Below are 16898 nucleotides of genomic sequence, written 5' to 3'. Positions count from 1 at the left end.
CTCCTCTTGAACTCCTCCCCGGCCTGAAGGCCGGAGATTCTCCCGTCGCGTCGCGGTTAAGCGGCGCGCGGGGGTTGACGCTTCGCAGACCGGGTAATCCCGAGGTCTCCACGTCCTGACACCGGCATTCCGACGGCGTTCTTGATATTGATCGCGGCGTTGGTGTCGGCATGCCCGACCCAACCGCACACGGGGTTGGCGCAGGCGTACCTTATCCCGTCCCGGGCCGCCGGGTCACGACGGCCGCACCGGTGACAGGTCTGCGAGGTCCCCGCGCGGGGACTCTCACGACCTGGCCGCCCCGGTCGGAGGTCTTGTACTCCAACAGGGTGACCGTCCGCCCCCACGCCTCCCCGGCGATCGAGCGGTTCAGCCCGGCCTTCTGCGCGACGTTCACGCCGGGGTTTGCGACCGTGCCCGTGGCCGAACGGACCATGTTCGTGATCTTCAGGTCCTCCACCACGACCACGCCGAAGGTGGCGGCGAGTTCGGTGGTGGTCTGGTGCTGCCAGTCGACGGCTCGGCGCTTGGCTCTCGCGCGCAGCCGGGCGATCTGGTCGTAGGTGCGGGCCAGCCGATGCGAGGTCGGCTCCGCGCGCTGGCGGGTGCGCCGCTGACGGGCCGCCTTCTTCTCCAGCCGGCGCAGGTGTTCCCTCTCGCCGTTGCGAAGCCAGGGTGCGTGCTCACGCATGGTGCCGTCCGACAGGGCCAGGGCGACGGTGATCCCCCGGTCGATCCCCACCGTGGGGCCCGGGCGGGCGGCAGGGGCCGGCGCGGTGAGGGTTTGGGTACGGAACACGACCTGCCAGCCGTGGGCGTCCTTGACCAGCCGCGCTCCCGTGATCCGCCCGGCAGCACCGCCCCTGGTGAGGCCGGGCAGGTCCTTGGTCCATCGAAACCGCACCCGCCCGACCTTGGGGAGATTGATCGCGCCCCACCGCCGGTTGACCCGCTTGATCTGCAGATCGCGGGCTTGGGGGACGTCCACGGCCAACCGGGTCCGTAGGCGGCCCTTGAACGTGGGCCGCTTGGCGGGATGGTCGGGGTTGAAGAAGTTCGCCCACGCCTGCCGGTACGTTTTCAGCACCGCTTGCGCGGCCTGGGCGGGTAGTTGTCCCATCCAGTCGATCTCGCGGCGGGCTGTGCGGATCGCCGCGTCGCAGTCCTTCACCGTCGCGAACCGGCCTTGGCGGAAGGTGAAGTACTCATGCAGCAGGTTCCACAGCGCGCGGGCGGTGTGCGCCTGAGCGTCCAGCACGGCCACCTGGTCCGCGCCGAGGTCGAGTCGCGCCACGTGCGCACGAGTCTGCCTCACCGATTCCACACCGTGATCGTATCGTTTGGTTTACGTCACCGCGGTGGAATCCAAACCCCGAGGTACGCACCGGACGCCATGTTGTCCGCGGCCTTCACGCACACGTGGTGTTCGTGACGAAGTACCGGCATGGGGTGTTCACCGGCCCGATGCCGGTCGGCTGCGAGGAACTCATGCGCGAGGTCCGCGCCGACTTCGAGGTCGAACCTCGCGAGTTCAACAGCGACCACGACCACGTTCACCTGCTGGTCCACTACCCGCCAAAGGTCGCCCTGTCCAAGCTCGTCAACTCAACCGAAGGGCGTCTCGGCGCGGATGCTGCGCAAGGAATACGGCGCTCACGTCCGCCAATACCTGTGCGGCGGGCGTTTCTGGTCCGGCTCCTACTTCGCCGCAAGCGTGGGCGGCGCACCGCTCGCGGTCCTCAAGCAGTACATCGAACAGCGGAAACGACCCGCGTGAGCCGACCTGCTCACGGGCACGGAAGGCCAGGGCACGCTCGCGCCCTGGCGGGCACTCCCGCGTGGGTCTTCACCTCCGGCGTGAACACCGGGGCACTGGCCCACAGTTCGGTAGATCCAGACCCCATCATGCCCCATCCCGCGACCACTGCCAGGGCGCGGGCGGGAGCGCCGGGACCGATCCGAGAATCGGCCGACGGAGTCCTTCGGGGCGAGGGACCTCCTCCGCTTCGGGTGATCGGCGCGTCAGCCGACGCCGGACTCGCCGTCGGAATGGGCCTCCGGGCGGACGGCCATGGCCGCCAGGACACGCGCGAAGTCCGGTGGGGGTGCGACCACCAGCCGGGTCTGCCCGCCCTGGCTGACCAGATCGGCCCTGATCAGGGAGAGGCGGCCACCGTGCCACCAGTAGACCTGCGGGCTGAGTGCCTCGGCGCGCATGTCGAACTCCCGCTGGGCGAACAGCCGGAGCCGCTCGATCGCGCGGACCACGCCGATGCCCTCGACCGGGTGGACGATCAGCGTCGCCGGGTCGGGCAGCGCGACGAGAACCCCGTCGGAGGGGACCGGCAGGTAGTCGCCCAGCCTGCGCAGGTGGGCGGCGGCGCCGGCGGTGGGCCCGGTCAGCCTGCGGACCGCCACCCCACCGAGATCGCCCTCCGTCACCGAGAGCCGCTCGTCCTGGCGGGCGTTCTCCAGGGCCACGTCGAGCGCCTGGGCCGCGGTGATCGGCCAGCAGCCGACCTCCTCGGGGCGGACCGGGCGACCGGCGGGGCCGTAGCCGATGGTGAGCACCTCGACCAGGTCGGCGGTGAGGTGACGGCCGACCACGCGGGTCGAGTCGAGGTCGTCGTCGAGTTGGATGCGGGTCCGCAGCATCGGGCGTATCTGATCCAGGTCACAGGCGTCGAGCGGCTCGTCCAGCGTGGCCAGGACGTGGGACAGGTGCTCGGAGACGAGCATCGGCCAGTCCTCGCGGGAGCGCCTCAGGGCCTCGGCGCGCAGCCCCGCCAGCCGCACCACGACCCGGCGCGGGCCGGTGAGCGTCAGGACGCCGCCGCCGGGGTCGAACGCGCAGGCATAACCGAGACTGTCCGCGACCAGGGCGAGCAGGGAGTCGAGATCGACCTCTTCGATCGGGCGCGGCAGCGCCTCGGTTCGCCGGTGACGGTGCCGCCGGAACAATCTCACGCGTGCGTCCCCTCTGCCGGTTTCCTCCTAGGTTCGCACCTAGAGTGCCTCGTCGGCGCCCCCTGTTGAGTAGGCAAGAGAGCACGATTTTGCATCAATAGCACCAAGTGTCCCAAGCAATACTGAAAATTGTGGCTCTCCATGCCCTATCGGCAGCCCCGCGATGACGGGCACTCCGAGCGGCGTGAGCAGCTCCTCCAGCACGGGGTAGGGGTCGCCGCAGTCGATCCAGGAGCCCAGGACGAACCCGGCGGCTCCGTCGAGCGCCCCCGCCTGCAGCAGCTGGGTGAGCATCCTGTCGATCCGGTACGGCGCCTCGCCGACGTCCTCGAGCAGGACGATCCGCCCCCGTGCCGACAGCGCGTACGGCGTGCCGCAGAGCGCGGCCAGCAGACTGAGGTTACCGCCGGTGACCGGTGCCGTGACCTCACCTGGAACGATCACCCGGTCACCGGTGATCGGCGGCGGCGCTCCGGCCAGGGCGGCCGTGAGGCTCTCGAAGGTGCGCGGCTCGGGTCCGGCGGGGTCGCTGATCGTGGCAGAGGCCGGCATCGGACCGAACCAGGAGGCGACGCCCAGTTCCACGGCGAACGCGCTGTGCAGCGCGGTGACGTCGCTGGAGCCGACCAGAGCCTTGGGGTCGGCGGCCCGCATCGCGTCCCAGTCCAGCAGGCCGAGGAGCCGGGTGGCCCCGTAGCCGCCGCGAGCGCAGAACACCGCGCTCACCGCGGGGTCGCACCAGGCGTCCTGCAGATCGCGGGCGCGGTCGGCGTCGGAGCCCGCCAGGTAGCGGTCCCTGTCGAGGACATGAGCACCGATGACGACCTTCAGACCGAGCCCTTCCAGAACACGGACGCCGCGCGCCAGCCTCTCGAAATCGGGGGGTCCCGACGGTGCGACCACCGCCACCGTGTCACCCGAGCGCGGCGGGGGCGGGACCGGTATGCCGGCAGCCGGTTCTTTCACTCCCCAAACGGTGCCACACTGGGCTTTCATATGCGACCTCCGCCTCACATCCTGGTGGTCAACGGCATCAAGGTCCGCCGCCCGGTGTTCGTGCTCGCCGCCCCGCATTCCGGCGCGGACCTGCTGGCCCGTGCCCTGAAACGCTCCCCGGGCTTCCACGTCACCATGGGACGGGCGGCGGTGGCGCACGTCGTCTACGCCTTCGCCCGGCGGCCCTCGATCGCGGGGCGGGGCATGGGCGCGACCCGTGTGCTCCGCGACGCCATGGCCGAGTCCTGGCAGATCGTCTCCGGCGCCTGCGAGGAGTGCCCGGCCCCGTGCCGGGAAGCGGGCGGCGTGACCGGGGCGGGTCCCTGCGTGGCCTCGGGTTCGGTGGCCCGCTTCGGCGACGCCAGCCCCGACCTGCTCTACAGCGCCTCGGTGCTGTTACAGGCCTTTCCCGACGCCCGTTTCGTCCAGTTGATCAGGGACGGCCGTGACGTGGCCGCCGACATGCTGGCCGACCCCGCCGCCCTGACGTGGTTCAAACCGGCCATGCTGAGCGACGAGACGGAGTTCCCCAACCCCTTCCTCGGCGTCAGCTCCGGCGAGCACCGCGAACGCTGGAAGGCGATGCCCACAGCGGGGAAGTGCGCGCTGCGCTGGCGCAGCGCGGTCCGGCTCGCGGCCTCGCTCCACCAGGAGCTACCCCGCGCGCAGCTGCTGACCCTGCGCTACGAGGACCTGGTCGCCTCCCCGGCCAAGGCCACAGGCGAGCTCTCCGACTTCCTGGAGACGCGGGTCCCCAAGATCGCCCTGTTGGGCGGGAACATGCCGAGGGTCGGCGTCTGGCACACCCGCCTGCGCGGCCAGGACGCCGAACTGGTGGCCAAGGTCGCCCGCGAGGAGCTCACCCGCCTGGGCTACGTCCCCTCACCCTGACGGCCGGCCCGCCGGTCACCAGTTCGCGACCTCGAACATCGCACCTGGACGGATGTCCCCGGACGGGGCGGGCCTCAGGGCCGGGGCACTCTCGGCACCGCCGCCCGCCGCCCTGTCACCGCCGCTCGGCAGCGTGTCCAGGATCATCTCCCAAGTGCCGTCCAGGCACCAGCGGCGGTGCCGGTTGTAGACGGTCTTCCACTTGCCGTAGACCTCGGGCAGCTTCCGCCAGGGGCAGCCGGTCCTGGTACGGAAGAACACCCCGTCGATGATCGTGCGGTGATCGGCCCACCGGTTCCCCTGCCTGGCGTGAGCGGGCAGTAACGGCGCCAGCCGTGCCCACTCGTCGTCGGTCAGGTCATCACGTCTAAGCCGGTCTTCCACGCCACCATGATCTACACCATCCGCGCTGGAAGAGCCACTCGAAGGCGTGCCGCCGGCGCCGTGGACACGGTCAGGACGCCTGACTGAACTGAGTCCGGTAGAGCTCGGCGTAGACCGCCCCCCTGCTCAGCAGCTCCTCGTGCCGGCCCCGCTCGACGATGCGGCCGTCCTGCACCACCAGGATCTGGTCGGCCTCGCGGATCGTGGACAGCCGGTGGGCGATGACCAGCGAGGTGCGTCCGGCCAGCGCGACCTTCAGCGCCTGCTGGACGGCGGCCTCGGACTCGGAGTCCAGATGCGCGGTGGCCTCGTCGAGGATGACCACGCGAGGCGCCTTGAGCAGCAGTCTCGCCAGGGCCAGCCGCTGCTTCTCCCCGCCGGACAGCCGGTGGCCCCGGTCGCCCACCACGGTCTCCAGCCCCTCGGGCATGTCCATGACCAACTCGGCGATCTGGGCGGCCCGCAGCGCCTCCCAGATCTCCTCCTCACTCGCCTCGGGCCTGGCGTAGCGGAGGTTGGCCCCGATGGTGTCGTGGAACAGGTGAGCGTCCTGCATGACGACCCCCACGGTGTCGCGCAGGGAGGCCAGGGTGGCGTCGCGCACATCCAGGCCGTTGATCCGGACCGCACCCCCGCTGACGTCGTAGAGGCGTGAGAGCAGGCCGGTGATCGTCGTCTTTCCCGCTCCGGAGGGGCCGACCAGGGCGACCATCTGGCCGGGGCGGGCGGTGTAGGTGACGCCGCGCAGCACCTCGTGGCCGGGCCCGGTGTCGGGGCGGGCCACCGCCTCCAGTGAGGCCAGCGACACCTCCGAGGCCAAGGGATACCTGAACCGGACGTCGTCGAACTCGACGGAGACCGGCCCCTCGGGAAGAGGCCTGGCATCGGACCGCTCGGCGACCATGGGCCGCAGGTCGAGCACCTCGAAGACCCTGTCGAAGCTGACCAGCGCGGTCATCACGTCCACGTGCACGTTCGACAGGCTCGTCAGCGGGCCGTACAGGCGCATCAGGAGGGCGGCGAGGGCCACCAGGGTTCCGAGCTCGAAGACGCCGGAGACGGCCAGCACGCCGCCCAGGCCGTACACCAGGGCGGTGGCCAGCGCCGCCACCAGGCCGAGCGCGACCCGGAAGACCGTCCCGTACATGCCCACGGTGACGCCGACGTCGCGAACCCGCCCCGCCTTGCCGCCGAAGGCGTCGGCCTCGTCGTCCGGGCGGCCGTACAGCTTGGCGACCATCGCACCGGCTACGTTGAACCGCTCGGTCATCATGGAGCTCATCTCGGCGTCGAGCTCCATCTGCTCGCGGGTGAGCCCGGACATCTTCCTGCCGACCCACTTGGCGGGGAAGACGAAGATCGGCAGCAGTACGAGGGCGACGAGGGTGATCTGCCACGAGAGCACCAGCATGGCGCCCAGGACCAGCACCAGCATGACCACGTTGGCCACGACCGATGACAGCGTGCTGGTCAGGGCGCGCTGGGCTCCGATGACGTCGGTGTTGAGCCGGGAGACCAGGGCGCCGGTCTGGGTGCGGGTGAAGAAGGCCACGGGCATGCGCTGGACGTGGTCGAAGACCTCGGTGCGCAGGTTGTAGATGAGGCCCTCACCGATCCGCGCGGAGAACCAGCGCTGGGCCAGGGTGAGCACCGCGTCCGCGACCGCCAGGCCCGCGATGACCAGCGCGAGGGCGATCACCACCCCCTGGCGCCTCGCGACGATGCCGTCATCGATGATCGCCTTCATCAGCAGCGGGTTGGCGATCACGATGACCGAGCCGACCACCACCAGCGCGAGGAAGGCCGCGATATGCCGCGAGAACGGCCTGGCGTAGCGGGCGATGCGCCTGACCGTGCCCGGCGCCAGACGCTCCTTGGTCACCGAGCTGTCACGCCGGAGCGAGTGCATCATCTGGGGGCCGAAGCCCCCACCCATCATTGCCATCTGGCCTCCTCTCCCGGTGCGAGCACCGGGAGAGGCACACTCATTCCCTCATCAGCTTGAGGCGAACACCCGCGGCTCGCCCGAATGGGCCGCTTGACCTCTCCCCACGGCTGAGCCCCGGAGGTCGCGACCGTCTCGGGTCGGGTCTCTCGCGTGAAAGCCAGACGGGCTACCCGAAAAGCGCCTTGATACGTGCCTCCTGCTCGCGTGCCTCGGCCGCGGCCTGTTCCTCCAGTGTGCGCCCCGAAGCACCCTGGAGCAGCCGCTTGGTCGCCGTCGCGGCGTCGCGGTTGGTCGCCAGCAGCGCGGCGGTCAGGTCGCGCACGGCCTCCGTCAGCTCTCCCGGTGCGACGACCAGCTCGGCCAGGCCGATCCTGGCCGCCTCCTGCGCCCCCACGACGCGGGCGGTCAGGCAGATCTCGATGGCCCGGGACAGGCCCACCAGATCGACCAGCGGCTTGGTGCCGGTCAGGTCGGGGACCAGCCCGAGAGCCGGCTCCTTCATGCACAGCTTGGCGTCGTCCGCCAGGACCCGCAGGTCACAGGCGAGCGCCAGCTGAAACCCCGCGCCTACCGCGTGGCCCTGCACAGCTGCCACGGAGACGATGTCGGGACGCCTCAGCCAGAGAAAACCCCGCTGGGCCGACGCCACCCGGTCGACGAAAGCCGTCTCCTCGAGTGTCGCCAGGGACGTGAACGTCCCCTGCCCTGGTACCCCCTCCGGTGTGAACATCCTCAGATCGATCCCCGCCGAGAAGGACGGCCCCTCACCTCTGATCACGACGACCCTCACCTGCTGCGGCAGGTTGTTACCGATATGAGCCAGAGCCGACCAGGTGGCGAACGTCTGAGCGTTTCGCTTCTCCGGACGGTCCAGCGTGATCGTCGCGATCTCGCCGTCCACCTCGTAGCGCAGACCGACCTCCTTGAGAGAGATCTCCTCCGCACTCCCCCCGAACACCGCTTCCACCATCGCCCGTTCTCCCACCTTCCGTTTCCGCCTCGCCCGACCCTATCGACTCTCCAGAATGAGGTTCTATAGGCTCGGGCGGGAACGGCTGCGGCGTGTGGGGGACGAGCGGCTGCGGTCGCGCGTTCCGAGGTGGAGTCAGCGCTTGGACTTGCCTCGGGTGGCGCCACCACGCCCGCGCAGAGTCACACCGGACTCGCTCAGGATGCGGTGGATGAACCCGTACGACCTGCCGGTCGAAGCGGCCAGAGCACGGATGCTTTCACCCGCGCTGTAGCGCTTCTTGAGATCGGAGGCCAGTTTTTCACGGTCGGCCCCGGTAACCCGGGTGCCCTTCTTGAGAGTCTCGGCCACGAGTACCTCCTGTAGTGCCAGACTTCCGCAGCGTTACACACGCCATGATCAGTCATTTCAGCGAGATCGGCTACCTACTCCACGGGAAAAGATCCGTACCCGCTCAAATTAAGATCACGCAAGTGCCACAAGATCGGAAAATTCGTCGCTCCATGCGTCTTCAACTCCGTCAGGCAGCAAGATCACCCTATCGGGTCGTAGAGCCTCCACAGCACCCTCATCATGCGTGACAAGCACAATCGCCCCAGAATAGGACGTTAGCGCCGAAAGAACCTGCTCTCGACTGGCCGGATCGAGGTTGTTCGTGGGCTCGTCGAGGAGGAGGACGTTGGCCGCCGACAGCACCAGCGTGGCCAGTGCCAGCCGCGTCTTCTCCCCTCCCGACAGCACCCCCGCAGGCTTGTCCACGTCGTCGCCGGTGAACAGGAACGAGCCCAGAACCTTGCGCAACTCCACGTCGGGAAGCTCTCCCCCGGCCGAGCGCATGTTCTCCAGCACGCTGCGGCCGGGGTCGATCGTCTCATGCTCCTGCGCGTAGTAGCCCAGCTTGAGCCCGTGACCGGCCTTGACCGCCCCGGTGTCGGGCTCCTCGACGCCACCCAGGATGCGCAGGAGAGTGGTCTTTCCCGCGCCGTTCAGACCCAGGATCACGACCCTGCTGCCCCTGTCGACCGCGGCGTCGACGTCCGTGAAGACCTCCAGGGAGCCATACGACTTCGACAGCCCCTCCGCCATGATCGGGGTGCGCCCGCACGGAGCGGGCTGGGGGAAGCGCAGCTTGGCGACCTTGTCGCTGCGCCGCTCCACCTCCAGGCCGGAAAGCAGGCGCTCGGCGCGGCGCTGCATGTCCTGCGCGGCCTTGGCCTTGGTGGCCTTGGCACGCATCTTGTCGGCCTGCGACATCAGGGCGGAGGCCTGCTTCTCGGCGTTGGCGCGCTCGCGCCTCCTGCGCTTCTCGTCGGTCTCCCGCTGGGCCAGATAGGACTTCCAGCCGACGTTGTAGGTGTCGATCACCGAACGGTTGGCGTCGAGGTGCAGGACGCGGTTTACCGTCGCTTCAAGAAGACCCACGTCGTGGCTGATAATGATCAAGCCGCCCTGGTGAGATCGTAAAAAATCACGAAGCCACCCGATTGAGTCCGCATCTAGGTGGTTTGTCGGCTCGTCAAGAAGGAGAGTCTCTGCCCCGCTGAAGAGGATCCGAGCCAACTCCACCCGCCTGCGCTGCCCTCCGGAGAGGGTCTCCAACGGCTGGCCGAGCACCCGGTCCGGCAGCCCCAGGCTGGAGGCGATCGAGGCGGCCTCCGACTCCGCGGCGTACCCGCCCAGCACGTGCAGACGGTCCTCCAGGCGCCCGTAGGCGCGCACGGCGCGGTCTCTGGTGCGATCGTCGGCCGAGGACATGCCCAGCTCGGCCTCGCGCAGCTCGCGCAGCACCTCATCCAGCCCGCGGGCCGACAGGATGCGGTCGCGGGCCAGCACGTGCAGATCACCGGTGCGCGGGTCCTGCGGCAGATAGCCGACCTCGCCACTGATGGAGACCGTGCCCGAGGCCGCCGCCCCCTCCCCCGCGAGCACCCGGGTCAGCGTGGTCTTTCCGGCCCCGTTACGGCCGACGAGCCCGATCTTGTCACCGGGGTTCACCCGGAACGACGCGCCCTCGATGAGCAGGCGGGCCCCGGCCCGCAGTTCGATGTCAGAAGCTACGATCATGGTTGGAGAACACTCCCAGCAGGAAATACACAGGCTCACTTCACTGTGGCCGAACCCGCCGCGCCCTGTGTCTCCCGGCTCTCGGCTCGGCCGTCTCGCCTTCATCGGGACGACGGTCAATCGGGAGTGCGCATACCGATCAGTGTACGGCGCGGCAACACCTGGGCTCTCCTCGATTACGTGGGATCGCTCACCCTGATGCGGACCGCGCGAAACCCGGCGGGGGTGTCCTTGAGGACCACCAGCCTCGGATCGGGGACCGTCAGGAAGGGCTCGGCCTCCAGCGCGAAGACCGGGGCGAGCCTGCGGTCGGAGCGCAACGCGTCGACCGCGCGCCGGTCTCCGCCAAGCACGACAGCCTCCAGCTCGCCCACCCACGGCCCCAGGACGCGCAGCGCCACCTCGGCCGCCGCCTCGTGCGCCTGGTCCACCTGCTTCTCCCTGCGCCGGGCGAAACGCCGCTGTGACCAGCCACCCGCCGCGCTGCGCCCGTGAACCGGCCGCGAACCGACCTTGGAGGAGAGCAGCTCCTCACCCTGGAAGATCCCCGCCGCGTGGCCGCCCAGCCGGACGAGCAGCACCCCGACCCTGCGCTCGGTGCGCACGTGGGTGACCAGACGCGCCAGCGGACCGCCCCCGGACGGGGTCAGCGGCGGGAACGGCACCTGGCACTCGGCGACCGCGCCGTCCGCGCCTTCGAGGCGTACGACCGAGACCGAGGCCGTCACCCCCGGCGGGCCGTGCCTGTCGACGAAACCGTCGATCCAGCGGTTCAGGCGGTCGGGCGCCACCGAGACCCAGCGGCCTCCCCCCTTGGCCGGTCGCGACGTCATGAAACGCGACACTACCGGCTGACCTCGCGGAACACACGATCTCGCCGACCAAATCCAACGAACAGCGAAATATCAGTGAACATCGCTGCACGTTGCTTCTGTGATGCCACAGCAACCCCCATCCTTCTGAATGTGACGACCAGAGCGCACGTCAACCCGCAGGCCTCCGCAGCGGCCCCCGCGAGCCTCACGCCTGTCGTCGACCTCGACACCGGAGGCGTCATCGCACTCCAGGCGGGAGGCGAGGGCCGCGGGAACATCTCCACCACGATCCAGACGGTGCACGACGCCGCCGCCGGCGAGACCCTGCTCCCGCTGGTGCTGACCCTGCCGACGGTCGCGGTGATCGGCGGCACGGCCGCACTGGCACCGCTCCACGAGGCCCTCCGCGCGTCCGGGCGGCGACCCCGCGAGGTGATCCTCACCGTACGGGGCGACTTCGCCCAGTTCGAGCGCCGCTCCCTGATCGTCGGCCTGGACGGCCTGCGCGCCATCGGCTACCTCATCGCGGTGGGCGACCTGGGCACCGGGCACATCCCGCTGGACCTTCTCGCCGACGCCGCACCGTACCTGGCGGTGATCTCCCCGGACCTGATCGCCCAGGTGCCCCGCGACCCGCGCCGCACCGCGATCGGCGAGGGTCTGGCCCGGCTCGCCAGGGAGGCGGGCGCGCACGTGCTGGCCTCCGGCGTGAGCGACGAGGCCCAGCTCTCCGCACTCCGCGGCTGGGGGGTACGGCTCGCACAGGGCCCGCTGCTGACCCCCGGACCGTCCGGCCGGGTGCACGTGCCGCTCCCGGTCGTCGAGCAGGAGCCGTCTCGGTTCACGCTCGGTCCACGCGTCCAGGAGTTCCTGCTACCCGCGGTGACCCTGCCCTACGAGGCCACCGCCGAGGCCGTGATCAACGCCTTCGGCGGCGAGCCGTCCATCACCAGCGTGGTCCTCGTCGACGAGTACCAGCGTCCCAGGGGCAGCCTCGACCGTAGCCGCTTCCTGCTGTCGATCTCCGGCCGGTTCGGCCACGCCCTGCACGGCAGGAAACCCGCCGGACGGCTGGCCGACCCCGCCCGCGCGGTTCCCAAGACGACCTCCGCCATCGCGGCCATGCAGGTCGCGGGGCGCGACGCCGAGCGCGTCTACGACGACCTGGTGGTCACCGACGAGGTCGGCCGCTGCATGGGCATCGTGCGGGTCTCCGACCTGATCCGCCAGGTCGCGTCCATGCGCCACTGAGGCACGGCCCGGCTCGCCGGCATCCGGGATCGTGGGGTTTCCGCACCGGCCCCGACGCCTTTACAAAGTAGATTCACAGCAGCGATCACCGCCCCGGAGCGGACAGGCCGGGCGGCGGACACCATCACCGCACTTCGGTGACGTATGGTACGAGTTAGGTTCACCTAACTTTGACTCCCCCGGAGTGGCGTATGGCAGACGAGAAACCCGCGCGCAAGGTGACGAGCGTCCGGGTCCAGCGGGTCGAACGGCTCACCCCGCACATGATCCGGGTGGTGCTCGGCGGCCAGGGGCTTGCCGGTTTCCACGCGGACGAGTACACGGACCACTACGTGAAGCTGCTGTTCGCCCCGGCGGGGGTGAGCTACCCGCAGCCGTTCGATCTGGAGGCGATCCGCCGTGACCTGCCCCGCGAGCAGTGGCCCACCACCCGCACCTACACCGTCCGCCACTGGGACGCCGACGCGGGCGAGCTGACGATCGACTTCGTCCACCACGGCGACAGCGGCCTCGCGGGGCCGTGGGCCGACCGGGTCCAACCGGGTGAGGAGATCTGTTTCTTCGGCCCGGGTGGGGCCTACACCCCCGATCCGGAAGCCGGCTGGCACCTGTTCGCGGGAGACGAGAGCGCGCTGCCGGCCATCGCCGCCTCCCTGGGGCACCTTCCCGCCGGGGCTCGGGCCTGGGCCTTCATCGAGATCGAGGACCCCGGGGAGGAGCAGCGACTCGACTCCCCTGGCGACGTGAAGATCGTCTGGCTACACCGCATGGGTGCCCCGTTCGGTGAGCGGCTGGTCAGGGCGGTCCGTGAACTGGACTTCCCCGACGGCACCGTGCACGCCTTCGTCCACGGCGAGGCGGGCTTCGTCCGCGAGCTCAGGCGCCACCTGCGCACCGAGCGCGGCATCCCGCTGTCCCAGCTGTCCATCTCGGGCTACTGGCGCCTGGGCCGCGACGACGAGGCATGGCGCTCCTCCAAGCGCGAGTGGAACGAGCAGATCGAGGCCGAGGAGGCCGCGGCACTCTCCTCGTGAACCCGCCTCAGAGCCGGCCCTGGGTCCGGGCGCGCTCGACCGCCTCGATGCGGTTGCGGGCGTGCGTCTTACGGAATCGTCAGCCGCGTCCCCGCCGCCTCCAGGGCGGCACGGGCGCCGTCCAGCTCGCCGGCGACGATCTCCAGCACCGGGAAGCACCGGGAAGCACCGGGAAGCATCGGGAAGCATCGGGAAGCACCGGTAGACCAGGCCGATGGAGATCCCCGACAGCCGCCGGAGGCGGGACGGACGCTCGTCCGTCCCGCCGTTGGAAGTGACATTTGTCAGATCCGGGACACCGCCGCAGACCCGGACCGACAGGCACCGCAGGGACAGCGGTCAGGCGCGCCGTGAGGCGGGCGTCCCCGCGGCGCGCCGGGTCAGATCCGGCAGGCGAAGATGGCGGTCACCAGGATGGCCTTGGCGCCGATCTCCCAGAGCTGGTCCATGACCTGCTGGTGCCCCTTGCGCGGGACCATGGCCCGGACCGCGACCCAGCCCTCCCGGTGCAGCGGGGAGACCGTGGGACCCTCCATCCCGGGGGTGAGGGCGATGGCCTCCTCGATCCGCTCGGCGCGGATGTCGTAGTCCATCATCACGTAGTCACGCGCCATCAGCACGCCCTGCAGGCGGCGGACGAGCTGCTGCAGGCCCGGGGTCTGCACGGCGCCGATCCGCTTGATCAGCACACCCTCGGAGTGGGCGATCGGCTCGCCGAACACCTCCAGGCCGATGTTGCGCAGCGTGGTGCCGGTCTCCACGACGTCGGCCACGGCATCGGCCACGCCCAGCCGGATGGCGGTCTCGACGGCGCCGTCCAGCTTGATCACCCGGGCGTCGACGCCCTGCTCGGCCAGGTAGGACTCCAGCAGGCCCTTGTAGGAGGTGGCGATGCGCCTGCCCTTGAGGTCGGCGGCGGAGTCGAAGTCACCCGGGTTCGCGGCGAAGCGGAAGGTGGAGCGGCCGAAACCGAGCGGGATGATCTCCTCGACCTGTGCCCCGGAGTCGTGGAGCATGTCGCGGCCGGTGATCCCGGCCTCCAGGGTGCCCTCGCCGACATAGACGGCGATGTCCTTGGGCCGCAGGAAGAACAGCTCGCAGGAGTTCTCCGGGTCGACGACCACGAGCTCCTTGCTGTCCTTGCGGGCGCGGTATCCGGCTTCCTTGAGTATCGTCTGGGCGGCCTCGGTGAGGGCGCCCTTGTTCGGTACGGCGATGCGAAGCATGGCTGGGTTCCTTATGTGTGGACGGGATCTGCCTACGGACCGGAAGCCGGGCGCACCGGCTCACAGATGCTTGTAGACCTCGTCCAGCCCGATCCCCTTGGCGATCATGAGGACCTGCACGTGGTAGAGGAGCTGGGAGATCTCCTCGGCCGCCCGTTCGTTCGACTCGTGCTCGGCCGCCATCCAGCTCTCGGCGGCCTCCTCCACGACCTTCTTGCCGATGGCATGGACCCCGGCGTCCAGCGCGGCCACGGTGCCCGAGCCCTCGGGCCGGGTGCGCGCCTTGTCGGACAGCTCGGCGTACAGCTCTTCGAAGGTCTTCATGATCTCTCTCGGCGTCGTCGGATGTGCGCGTCAAGCCTAACGGGCTCGCCGACCCAAACGTGTGCGGGTCCACCCGCGCGTGCCGCGAGCCGCCGGCTGCTCTCCGGAGATCACCACTCCGGTCGACCGTCCCGCGACCGAGTCGGTGACGACTCCGGCCGGAGAACCCCGAAGGGGCCGGTACGGCGTGCGCCGTACCGGCCCCTTCGGGGTTCTCACCGGGTTATCTCTTGGAGGCCCTACGAGGTGATCAGCGGCCGTAGCGGCTGCCGCCGCGCGGGGCGGAGCCGCGGCCGTCGGCGCGGAACTCGCCGCCGCGGAAGCCGCCGCCCTGACGGTCACCGCGGAAGGGCTCGCGCTCGCCCGCGGGACGCTCGGAGCGGAAACCGCCGCCGGCCGGGGCCGGACGGTCTGCGCGGAACGGCTCGCGCCGCTCGCCACCGCGGTAACCGCCCGCCGGACGCTCGGAACGGAAGCCGCCACCGGCCGGGCGCTCGCCGCGGTCGGAGCGGTAGCCGCCGCCCGCGGGACGGTCGGAGCGGAAACCGCCGCCGGCCGGGCGCTCGGAACGGTACTGGCCGCCGCGGGAGTCGTCGCCGAAGGCACGCTCACGGGGCTGCTGGCCCTCGCCGTGGGCGGGACGCTCGGAGCGGAAGCGGCGCGGGCCACGCCCGCCGCCGTTGCCGCCGAAACCGCCGCGCCCCTGGCGCTGCTTGGCGGCCGGAGCCGAGGGCTCCCAGACCGGGATCGGCTCGCCGCTGGGGGTACGCGCACCGGCGACCTCCTCCAGGCGCGGGTGGCCCGGGGTGACCTTGACGCGGAACGGCTTGATGCCCGCGCGGCGGGTCATCGCGTCGGTGGAGCGGCGCTCGTTGGGGAGCACCAGCGTCATGACGGTGCCCTTCTCCCCGGCGCGGGCGGTGCGGCCGCCGCGGTGCAGGTAGCTCTTGTGGTCCTGGGGCGGGTCGACGTGCAGCACAAGGCTGATGTTGTCGACGTGGATGCCACGGGCCGCGACGTCCGTGCAGACCAGGACGTTGATCGTGCCTTCCTTGAACTCGGCCAGGATGCGGGTGCGCTGGTTCTGGCGCTTGCCGCCGTGCAGGCCGCCGGCCTTGATGCCGACCTGGGCGAGCTGCTTGCACAGCCGGTCCACGCCGTGCTGGGTGCGCACGAAGATGATGGTCCGGCCCTCGCGGTTGGCGATCTCGGCGGTCACCGGGAACTTGTCGTCGCGGTGCACCTCCAGCACGTGGTGCTCCATGGTGTCGACCGAGGAGGCGGCCGGGGCCATGGAGTGGGTCACCGGGTTGGTGAGGAAGCGGCGGACGAGCTTGTCCACGTCACCGTCAAGGGTCGCGGAGAACAGCAGGCGCTGGCTGTCGGCCGGGGTCTGCTGCAGGATCGCGCTGACGACCGGGAAGAAGCCGAGGTCGCACATGTGGTCGGCCTCGTCGAGGATCGTCACCTGGACCTCGTCCAGCATGCACTCACCCTGCTGCATGAGGTCGGTCAGGCGGCCGGGGGTGGCCACCACGACCTCGACGCCGCGGCGCAGCGCCTCGATCTGACGACCCATGGACATGCCGCCGACAACGGTCTTCATCCGCAGCGACAGGCCACGGCCGAGGGGCTCCAGCGCGTCGGTCACCTGCATGGCGAGCTCGCGGGTCGGCACCAGCACGACGGCCAGCGGGTGGCCGGGGCGGGCCTTGGCTCCGGCGATGCGAGTCATCATGGGCAGGCCGAAGGCGAGCGTCTTACCCGAGCCGGTCTGGCCGCGGCCGAGGACGTCGTGGCCGGCGAGGATGTCGGGGATCGTGGCCCGCTGGATGGGGAAGGGACTGTCGATGCCCGCACGGGAGAGACCGGTCACCAGCGGCTTCGGCAGACCGAGGAGGGTGAACTCGGACGTGCCTGCGGAGACCTGGGAGATTTCGGTGATTTCGGGCAGAACAGCGTCAAGCATGGTCACGAAGACTCGTGCCTTTCGATAGAAGAACGGGGCACGTCACTTCTGCGAAAGGA

Annotated in this window: 15 protein-coding genes and 2 pseudogenes; 4 read left to right on the top strand and 13 right to left on the bottom strand. The window is 70.2% G+C overall.

What is annotated here, in order from left to right; translation table 11 throughout:
* Positions 1-56: 56 nt before the first annotated feature.
* Complete coding sequence (locus tag OG884_RS31945; protein ID WP_326639082.1) at positions 57-347, bottom strand: zinc ribbon domain-containing protein; 291 nt, start codon at positions 345-347, stop codon at positions 57-59.
* Positions 326-1258 (bottom strand): annotated as a pseudogene (locus OG884_RS31940) (RNA-guided endonuclease InsQ/TnpB family protein); the annotation flags it as partial. The pseudogene OG884_RS31940 and the gene OG884_RS31945, both read right to left, overlap by 22 nt.
* 77 nt (positions 1259-1335) lie before the next feature.
* Between OG884_RS31940 and tnpA the strand changes: the two are divergent.
* Positions 1336-1777, top strand: a pseudogene (gene tnpA / locus OG884_RS31935) (IS200/IS605 family transposase).
* Between the two features lie 245 nt (positions 1778-2022).
* Here tnpA and OG884_RS31930 read toward each other — a convergent pair.
* Together OG884_RS31930 and OG884_RS31925 are read right to left on the bottom strand one after the other, a co-directional pair.
* Positions 2023-2967, bottom strand: coding sequence for a hypothetical protein (locus tag OG884_RS31930; RefSeq protein WP_326639080.1), 945 nt, complete (start codon positions 2965-2967; stop codon positions 2023-2025).
* Positions 2968-3006: 39 nt separating this feature from the next.
* A complete protein-coding gene (locus OG884_RS31925) occupies positions 3007-3933 on the bottom strand; it encodes a S66 peptidase family protein (RefSeq protein WP_326639078.1) in 927 nt (308 codons plus the stop codon).
* Positions 3934-3963: 30 nt separating this feature from the next.
* On the opposite strand from OG884_RS31925, the gene OG884_RS31920 reads away from it, so the two are divergent.
* The gene (locus OG884_RS31920; RefSeq protein ID WP_326639076.1) at positions 3964-4854 is read left to right on the top strand and encodes a sulfotransferase family protein; all 891 of its coding nucleotides are present in this window, start codon (positions 3964-3966) and stop codon (positions 4852-4854) included.
* 15 nt (positions 4855-4869) lie between these two features.
* Here the strand turns inward: OG884_RS31920 and OG884_RS31915 are convergent, their stop codons facing one another.
* The 6 genes from OG884_RS31915 to OG884_RS31890 form a co-directional block, all read right to left on the bottom strand.
* Positions 4870-5238 (bottom strand): transposase, encoded by a 369-nt coding sequence (locus OG884_RS31915; protein ID WP_326639075.1) that lies wholly within the window; start codon positions 5236-5238, stop codon positions 4870-4872.
* A gap of 70 nt (positions 5239-5308) precedes the next feature.
* A complete protein-coding gene (locus OG884_RS31910; protein ID WP_326639073.1) occupies positions 5309-7183 on the bottom strand; it encodes an ABC transporter ATP-binding protein in 1875 nt (624 codons plus the stop codon).
* 169 nt (positions 7184-7352) lie between these two features.
* The gene (locus tag OG884_RS31905; protein ID WP_326639071.1) at positions 7353-8156 is read right to left on the bottom strand and encodes an enoyl-CoA hydratase/isomerase family protein; all 804 of its coding nucleotides are present in this window, start codon (positions 8154-8156) and stop codon (positions 7353-7355) included.
* 135 nt (positions 8157-8291) lie between these two features.
* A complete protein-coding gene (locus OG884_RS31900; RefSeq protein ID WP_030904785.1) occupies positions 8292-8507 on the bottom strand; it encodes a helix-turn-helix domain-containing protein in 216 nt (71 codons plus the stop codon).
* 114 nt (positions 8508-8621) lie between these two features.
* Positions 8622-10220 (bottom strand): ABC-F family ATP-binding cassette domain-containing protein, encoded by a 1599-nt coding sequence (locus tag OG884_RS31895; RefSeq protein ID WP_326639063.1) that lies wholly within the window; start codon positions 10218-10220, stop codon positions 8622-8624.
* A gap of 176 nt (positions 10221-10396) precedes the next feature.
* Positions 10397-11053: an acVLRF1 family peptidyl-tRNA hydrolase gene (locus OG884_RS31890; RefSeq protein WP_326639061.1), complete on the bottom strand. Its 657-nt coding sequence runs from the start codon at positions 11051-11053 to the stop codon at positions 10397-10399.
* A gap of 132 nt (positions 11054-11185) precedes the next feature.
* Between OG884_RS31890 and OG884_RS31885 the strand changes: the two genes are divergently transcribed.
* Entirely contained in the window at positions 11186-12286 is a 1101-nt protein-coding gene (locus OG884_RS31885) for an EAL domain-containing protein (protein ID WP_326639059.1), read from the top strand.
* 191 nt (positions 12287-12477) lie between these two features.
* Positions 12478-13320 carry a siderophore-interacting protein gene (locus OG884_RS31880; protein WP_326639057.1) on the top strand — a complete coding sequence of 281 codons (843 nt, stop codon included), beginning with the start codon at positions 12478-12480 and terminating at the stop codon, positions 13318-13320.
* 380 nt (positions 13321-13700) lie between these two features.
* On the opposite strand, the gene hisG is transcribed toward OG884_RS31880, so the two are convergent.
* From hisG to OG884_RS31865, 3 genes are all read right to left on the bottom strand, one after another.
* Positions 13701-14546 carry an ATP phosphoribosyltransferase gene (gene hisG, locus OG884_RS31875; RefSeq protein WP_326639055.1) on the bottom strand — a complete coding sequence of 282 codons (846 nt, stop codon included), beginning with the start codon at positions 14544-14546 and terminating at the stop codon, positions 13701-13703.
* A 60-nt stretch (positions 14547-14606) separates the two neighbouring features.
* Positions 14607-14870, bottom strand: coding sequence for a phosphoribosyl-ATP diphosphatase (locus tag OG884_RS31870; RefSeq protein WP_012892448.1), 264 nt, complete (start codon positions 14868-14870; stop codon positions 14607-14609).
* Between the two features lie 250 nt (positions 14871-15120).
* The gene (locus OG884_RS31865) at positions 15121-16839 is read right to left on the bottom strand and encodes a DEAD/DEAH box helicase (protein ID WP_326639046.1); all 1719 of its coding nucleotides are present in this window, start codon (positions 16837-16839) and stop codon (positions 15121-15123) included.
* Positions 16840-16898: the final 59 nt, after the last annotated feature.

Origin of the sequence: Streptosporangium sp. NBC_01755 (genome assembly GCF_035917995.1) — a bacterium.
Lineage (GTDB): Bacteria > Actinomycetota > Actinomycetes > Streptosporangiales > Streptosporangiaceae > Streptosporangium.
This window is presented reverse-complemented; position numbering and strand designations above follow the sequence as displayed.